This is a genomic window from Bradyrhizobium sp. th-b2, assembly GCF_000426785.1.
GTDB lineage: Bacteria > Pseudomonadota > Alphaproteobacteria > Rhizobiales > Xanthobacteraceae > Bradyrhizobium > Bradyrhizobium septentrionale.
In genome coordinates this window covers 1-7003 of record NZ_AUGA01000146.1, presented here as the reverse complement: position 1 = coordinate 7003, position 7003 = coordinate 1, and the positions used below count along the sequence as shown (strand labels likewise).

Genomic DNA, 7003 nt, shown 5'->3' with positions numbered 1-7003 from the left:
GACCTGTCTCGACAGCTTCCGTCGTTGGCGGCGTACTTGCCGCAACTATCGCAGGGACGAATGTCGGGCCGATCGAATCCTCTTCGGCCGGATCATGACAGGTCCAAGCCTTGCGCCAGCTCAGCAGAAGCTGACGTGATATCCCATACCGGCGAGCCGTCGCCGACACCAGTCGTGGCCCCGAGAAGCTCTCCTCTACGATTCTGAGCTTCTCCGCACGCGTCCAGCGTCGCCGCCGACCGGTCTCCACCAAATCCATGCGGCTCAGCACCGCACTGTCCTTATGTCCGTCCATAAGGACAGTCAGCTACAGATCGGAAAAACTCGCAAGACGGCCGCCCTCGGACGGATACGATCGACGCCACCTACGTGAAGGTGCGCCAGAATGGCCGCATGTGTCGGTCGCGGTGATTGTCGCGGTCGGCGTCAACAGTGACGGCCACCGCGAGGTTCTCGGCATGGACATTGGCCCTTCCGAAGCCGAGACATTCTGGACGGAGTTCTTGCGCAAGCTCGCCCGCTGCGGCCTGCGCGGCGTCAAGCTGGTTGTGTCCGACGCGCACGAGGGCATCAAGGCCGCCATCAGCAAGGTGCTCAACGCCACTTGGCAGCGCTGCCGCGTGCACTTCATGCGCAACGCGTTGGTCGCATGCCGGCAAGAGCGGACGGCGCGTCGTCTCCGCCTTTGCCCAGGACGATGCCGAGACCGCCCAAGCGCAGTGGGCGGAAGGTCGCCGACCAGCTCCGCCCCAAGCTGCCCGAGCTTGCTGGCTTCCTCGACGAGGCCGAGACCGATGTGCTCGCCTACATGACGTACCCGCCCCAGCATCGAACCAAGCTGCACTCGACCAACCCGATCGAGCGCCTCAACGCGCCACACCACGCCCGTGGACACGATCCGGCGCACTCTGGATCAATTCCGGCCCGATCGGCGCTGGCGTTTTTCATCCTCTTCTAACGTGTTCGGCTTGTACGGGGCTTAGATCCATAATGCGAGCAAGAGAATGCCCCGACACATGTCACAACACCAACAACACTTGTCCGGAATATGCCGGGCTTGATCGGAAGCCGACATCTCAGAAAACGACCACGCTGTTCGCTTGAGATCTGCAAATGGTGGACGACCCCGACCGCCATGGTCGTGTTGTAGCTGCGACTGGCACGAGCGAAGTTTGATCGCCTGAAACAACGCCTTGCACCGTTAGCGGACCTCAAGCGGTACCGCTAGAGACGCTTGTACTGCGTTGTTCGCTTCACTCGCTCCGAGATTAATTCCAATTGATCGACATTACGACGCTCGGTCATCCGAACTTCAACAAGCATCTATATAATGTTCATTATGGCGCCGAGCGTAGCTCGATGCGCGAGCAAGATCGCAACCGAATTGAGCGCTGGCCACATGCTCTCGGTTTCGTTTGGGACAAACTGATTTGTCTTTGAAGGGCGTTGCAGTGGAGTTTGAGATGGATCACGACTTATCCCAGCAGGTCCAGGCGCCAGAGGCTCTCGTGAGTGTGGCGTTTGATAAAGCGTGGCGCTTTGTCGAGAGTGATCCGATCCTAGCGCACAATCTGAAGTCCGTCCTTCATCGCCGATTGCGCGATTTACTGGCGAGCTCGGTAAGGAACGGCGAACGCAATGCACTCCATCTTGCAAACGAGGCGATACGCAATTTGCGCGCCGAGCTTGCGCATGCGACCACGCAATAGGCTTCCTCGCACATCCACTGGCAAGAGAGATCCGGTTCGCCAGGTTTGCCCCGTCATTCAGCCAAGAATGAACGTCGACGCCGATGGTGACCGATCTGACCTTCCTCCACTCATATCTTTCGCCGCGCTGAAGGCGCCGCAACGCCGCGCGCGTTGTGATCGCACGTGCCTTGCGATCGGGTGTTCCTCGACGGCTTGATAAAGCGCGGCCCGCCTGAGAGCACTCGCCAAGCAGCTCATCACGCACCGGCAGGACTTACGCAGCTCGGCTCTCGCGCTGGTTCTTGACGGGGAGCTTACACCCCATATCACGGCGCACCGCGACGCGAAACCGCAGTCTCAAGGAGCACGCTGCACCATAACGCCTCACGTCTTCCAACGTTGACTGATCCGAATTTCCATTGGCGTATTTTGCGTGTGAGCCCAAGCCAGATTCGGCGCATTTCGCTGACGGGTGCGCGTGACGTCCTTGCACGCTCCACAATCTGACGCCACGTGCGGTTCCGCGCATTTCTCCCGAAGGATTGTTGTCCTGCAGTTACAGCAATCGGCGTCGATGTTGTTAAGACGCACAGCGCCGGGGGGCACCGAAAGGAACGACACTCGAAATGAAGAGCTTTCTGATTCTGACTGCAAGCATTGTCGCGCTCAGTGCAGCGGCACCGGCGCTTGGCGCAGACTTCGCCGTGCAGCCCGTCAATATAAAGGCGCCGCCGATGCCAATCGCGGCCCCGATCACTGACTGGACCGGCTACTATATCGGTATCAATAGCGGCTGGGGGGCTGGCCATAATTGCTGGAATTTCAATGGCGTCACTCCCGAGGGCTGCCATAATTCGACAGGTGGTTCGATCGGCGGCCAGATTGGCTATCGTTGGCAGATCTTCAATATGGTTTACGGCATCGAGGGCCAGGGCAATTGGGCCGACTTCAGCGGCTCCAATGTCAGCACCGCCTTCCCGGCCGACACCCTCCGCACCAAGACGGATGCGTTCGGGTTGCTTGCTGGCCAGATTGGCTACGCATTCAATGCCGTGCTGCTTTACGCCAAGGGCGGTGCCGCCGTGACCAGCAACACCTACCACATCGACTCAGTGGCGACTGGTACGGAGATTGCCAAAAGCAGCAATGTGCGTTGGGGTGGCGCGCTGGGCGCCGGTGTCGAAGTCAGTCTTACGCCGAGCTGGTCCGCCGGCGTCGAGTATGACCATTTGTTCATGCAGGGCACCAATGTAGCCTTCCCAGGTGCCGGCGTGGATCGCGTCCACCAGGACGTCGATCTGATCACAGCGCGGTTCAATTACAAGCTCAGCCCGGTGCTTGGCAAATAATGATCTCTACGCACTAGCGCGGTCAATCGAGAGCCTCGACCTGGGTCGGGGCTCTTTCTTCAGGAGGCGCTCTCTGCAGCGGCCCGGCCGCGGCCGAATTTTTCCTGAATCCCGAGCTCGGTCTCTCGACGGACTGCGCGACGTCACTCAAATGGCAGCTACCATCAAATGGTGTACGCGGCGCCACCAAATTTATGAGCCAGATGCCGGGATGATCACCGGTTTTCGCCGGCTGAGCGCAAGCAGCTCCAGACGACGTAGGCCACTGGCGCGGCCACCTTGCCCTAGGCGATCGTATTGAAGTGATGCTTCGAGCGACACGTTGTTGTTGGGGGCGTCGGCATCACGACCAATACGATGCGGCGATGTCTCAAAGGCGGAGCGTTGGACGAGCCGCTTCTGTACTCGCCCCGCGGGTCTGGGGATCTCATCAGTTCCGCACGCATTACCTTTTCAAGGGCCTTTTCATCCGACATTGGCACGTAGCGGATCCGAAGTTGACGCGGCGTCAGATTTCAATGCGCTTTTTCCCGATCGATCGTTGCGCGGCAGTTTCGGTGGCAAGCGCCACATTGAAAGTTGTGAAACAGCCGGCGTTTGCTCCCAGCTGGTATCAAAGGACATTGAGTCGAACGGCCATGATGGCGGCCTGGATTCGACTCGTCGCGCCCAGCTTTCGCATCACATTCTTAATATGAAAGTTCACAGTATTCTCGCTGATTTGCAAGATGATCCCGATTTCCCACGACGATTTACCCTCGGCCACCCACCGTATGCAGCTGGTTTCCCGCTGTGACAGCGCAACTTTCCTGTCGCAGTCAGCATCCGCGCGGCGCGCGATTTCGCCATAGGCAGTGTGAAATTGCCAAGCCAGAGCGTTGAGGTGACTGATGCAATGCTGAGGATCAATATCCTCTGATGGAGACGCAAACGAGGCGACAGATACCCGGCCCAGCGGACCAAACAATGGCACGCTCATACCATGCTTCAGACCTGCCTCTCTAGCCTCGTCAAGCACCCGTCTTTCGTCCGGCTGAAGTTGATATTGTTGGCCGAGCTGATCCCACAGATAAGGCCGCGAAAGCAGCGGAGTGCGCCGGACCACCGGATCGATGGTATGGTACTTGCGTTTAAAATAGCGGTCGCACCAGTCTATTGGCCATTTCACGGCTACGGTCGGGGGTGGGTAGTCCGCCAGCCGAAGTGGCTCGACGAAGTTGAGAGATCCATAGGAAACTTCAGTAAAGCCCTCCTGGCTCGCACAGCTTACAAGAAGGTCGAACAGGGCTCTGAGAGAATGTGTCCGGTTTGCGCATTCAGTGAAGCTAAAAAGATCCATAGGCGCCTCAGGACGCCCATCACCATCGGTGTCGGTGTGTTCGATTGCGCTTGTTTCAGGCGGAGCCAAGTTTCTTTCCATGACCTGAACTCTTGGGTTGCTCTTCGTCAAGGCCGGAGCGCTCGGATGCTGCGCCAGATCTGCCATTGCCGAACTTGTCCCCCTCCCGTCCGCTGTGGTCGCGTGACGCATCCTTCAAACATTGCGAGGTGCCGCCGCTATCCTTGATCAAAGGTTGAACCGCACGCGGCAACCGCCGCGCCGATGCCCCCTCAATATGGTCTGTCCGGCTCATCCGATGATGCATGGGCACATTGACGATTGCCCAGCTCGCCCTGGGTTGGGGGGGCCGGCCCGCGGCTAAAACGTCGGCTCTGCTCAGACTGGGCCGTATGAAACCGATGTCCCGCCGAATGAAGCTTCGCCGCGCGATCCAGGTGAGATAGAGCACATCGATCGTTTTGGCGGCGCCAGGATCGAACTGCGCGGTGTGGTCATCGATCTTCTGCGTGCCAGTAACAACGACAGCAACCTTATTCTTCCTCCCAATCCAGCGAATTGGCGCCGTTAGCCCGTGAGTGGTCCTCTCCTTTCGACTGCCTCGAAGAGGTGATCGATGAGCTTTACGGGGTACTACCCGAGGCAGAAGGTAGCCGCCTAGCATCAGTGCCCCGTGTCGGACGGGGAAGGTCGGGCAGGTCCAGCGCGAATGGGTTGTGCCTGCAAATTTTGGCCGCGACGGCGGCGCAACTTTACATGCGCGGAGGCGCGAGGCTCGCGTGATGCAGACGACACTTTGCATACACATCTCCAGAAAGGAGAGGACGTGGCATCTGAACAGCAAGCGTCGTACCAATTGCCGGCCACGCGAAACCATCCGTCTGATCAATGGCTTGAAAGACGGACGACGCGTTCGCGCGCCTTAGGCACATTGAAGCGATCGCGACATCGGGAGGAAACGCGACAATGGCGCAGCACGAATCAATCGAGATCAGTCAGCCCAATTGCAGCTCTCTGCGCTGGAGCGAGCTGCTCGCGCTGCTGCTCACGCATTATACGCTTGAACGGCTCCATCGCATCCAGCATCCGCGAGGAACACCACCCGCTTGTCTTGAAGGGCGCGAAACTCATGCGCGATTGGCTCGAAGGTCCTCATTGTACCTATGCAGAGCCATCGATCTGCTCGAGTTTGGCGAAATCGATCCTATCGATAGTTCAAAGTGATCGGGGTCACGGCGACAGCTCGCAATTCGCGCCGCAACATAGGGGGACTCGACAGATCATTCTGCCCGAATTCGGCGAGCGCGAGACGCCGTCGAACCAAGGCGCCCCGACGCACTTTGCCGGGGTTGGAAGTGCGCCGGGTCCGCCCCAACATCATCAGTACATCCGTGATGATGCTTGTGGCAATGAGACAAGCAGCGTGGCGGAATTGAGGCTCGTCGATTGCTTTGACCTCCAGTCCGAATTGTTTTCATGCGCGCTCCCAGAAACTTGTATCGGACGTAGCGTCGGGTTGTACAATTCTCTATTGGGGTCTTCGTCGCACAAGCAGCTTCTTGTTCATGACTCGCCAGACGTCGAACGAAACGCATGCTGGGCATCTGGAGGAGAGATGCCGAGCATGGTGAGCATAAGCGGCGAGAGGCAACTCGCCTCGCCAAGTTGCACTTCCAGATTCCCGCCGCCGGCTACCGCGTGGACATTGTGGTTAAAAAGATAAACGTTCAGCCCTTCTCTCTAGGAGGAGCTCCTATTCGGCACTCCCAAGCCCAGATTGGCTTGCCGGCCGGCAACTCGTTCATCGACACATTCAGACTAGGGTTGCACGTTCAAAAACAAGGCGCGATGAAAACATCGTGCGGCACCTATCCGCGCGATGAAGTCTTAGCGGTTCCGACGCTTGTCATCGAATTCCATCACCGCTCAGGAAGAGCATCCCTTGCAGATATCGGGAATGAACTCTTCCGCGCGGAAGCCCGGAGTGGCGCTGAACTGACGCTTGGGGCCGGCTTTCCGGATCGACATCACCGGATCGGATGACTTCGCTTGACTCGCCGCAAAACACCACCAGCATTTGCATGCTGAAGCCGCGGCAGCGGAGCCGCATTCGCACCGGCATCTCCACGAGCCGCTTCGCCACAAGCATTCGCACTATCCAGATTTGCATTATCGACATCAACACTGTTGCGACTACGCTCTCCGCAGATAACGGCTGCTTCGCGACGGCTCGGGTCCGAATCGGACGAAGGCGATACATCGCATCACCTTCGCAGATAGCGGCTGAACCGAAAACGCTGCGTGTTGCCGCTGGGGGTAACATGATCGTGCCGCTTGGAATCGACCAGGTCGAACTCGGGTCCAAGCGCGGAGGCGCGGCAGCGCAATGGGGACGCAGAAAATTGGGCCCCACGCCTTCCGGGACCGCAGACCTCGTCAGCTTCTCGAAAGTTTGCCCGATTAGGCTGTTTAGCCCGTCCTATTCGTGAGAGTGCTTTTTTTAGTCCGCTTGATGTGGCCGCACATCTGCTCTGACAAGGCGCGCGGGATTGCCTTCGGCTTTTCACCGCCTGACGACCCGTACTTTGCAACGCGCTTGAGGTGTAGGTTGGGCGAACGGGGGG

Annotated in this window: 6 protein-coding genes and 1 pseudogene; 5 read left to right on the top strand and 2 right to left on the bottom strand. The window is 58.6% G+C overall.

What is annotated here, in order from left to right:
• The coding region (locus K359_RS60385) for a transposase (protein WP_029084789.1) at positions 1-295 on the bottom strand (295 nt) is incomplete at its 3' end.
• 59 nt (positions 296-354) lie between these two features.
• Here K359_RS60385 and K359_RS56075 point away from each other — a divergent pair.
• The 3 genes and pseudogenes from K359_RS56075 to K359_RS0146050 all read left to right on the top strand — a co-directional run.
• Positions 355-871 (top strand): annotated as a pseudogene (locus K359_RS56075) (transposase); the annotation flags it as partial.
• Positions 872-1463: 592 nt separating this feature from the next.
• Positions 1464-1709 carry a hypothetical protein gene (locus K359_RS0146055; RefSeq protein WP_029085045.1) on the top strand — a complete coding sequence of 82 codons (246 nt, stop codon included), beginning with the start codon at positions 1464-1466 and terminating at the stop codon, positions 1707-1709.
• 608 nt (positions 1710-2317) lie between these two features.
• Positions 2318-3040 (top strand): outer membrane protein, encoded by a 723-nt coding sequence (locus K359_RS0146050; protein WP_029085044.1) that lies wholly within the window; start codon positions 2318-2320, stop codon positions 3038-3040.
• Positions 3041-3653: 613 nt separating this feature from the next.
• Here K359_RS0146050 and K359_RS0146045 read toward each other — a convergent pair.
• Entirely contained in the window at positions 3654-4379 is a 726-nt protein-coding gene (locus K359_RS0146045; RefSeq protein ID WP_029085043.1) for a LuxR family transcriptional regulator, read from the bottom strand.
• A gap of 966 nt (positions 4380-5345) precedes the next feature.
• Between K359_RS0146045 and K359_RS62650 the strand changes: the two genes are divergently transcribed.
• The gene (locus K359_RS62650) at positions 5346-5603 is read left to right on the top strand and encodes a hypothetical protein (protein ID WP_156929091.1); all 258 of its coding nucleotides are present in this window, start codon (positions 5346-5348) and stop codon (positions 5601-5603) included.
• A gap of 369 nt (positions 5604-5972) precedes the next feature.
• Complete coding sequence (locus K359_RS0146035; RefSeq protein ID WP_029085042.1) at positions 5973-6422, top strand: hypothetical protein; 450 nt, start codon at positions 5973-5975, stop codon at positions 6420-6422.
• The last annotated feature ends 581 nt before the right edge of the window (positions 6423-7003 follow it).

Excerpts from the sequence above, each read along its gene's own strand:
- K359_RS0146055 (WP_029085045.1), top strand. The coding sequence starts at position 1,464 with ATGGATCACGACTTATCCCAGCAGGTCCAGGCGCCAGAGGCTCTCGTG.
- K359_RS0146050 (WP_029085044.1), top strand. The coding sequence starts at position 2,318 with ATGAAGAGCTTTCTGATTCTGACTGCAAGCATTGTCGCGCTCAGTGCA.
- K359_RS0146045 (WP_029085043.1), bottom strand. The coding sequence starts at position 4,379 with ATGGATCTTTTTAGCTTCACTGAATGCGCAAACCGGACACATTCTCTC.
- K359_RS62650 (WP_156929091.1), top strand. The coding sequence starts at position 5,346 with ATGGCGCAGCACGAATCAATCGAGATCAGTCAGCCCAATTGCAGCTCT.
- K359_RS0146035 (WP_029085042.1), top strand. The coding sequence starts at position 5,973 with ATGCTGGGCATCTGGAGGAGAGATGCCGAGCATGGTGAGCATAAGCGG.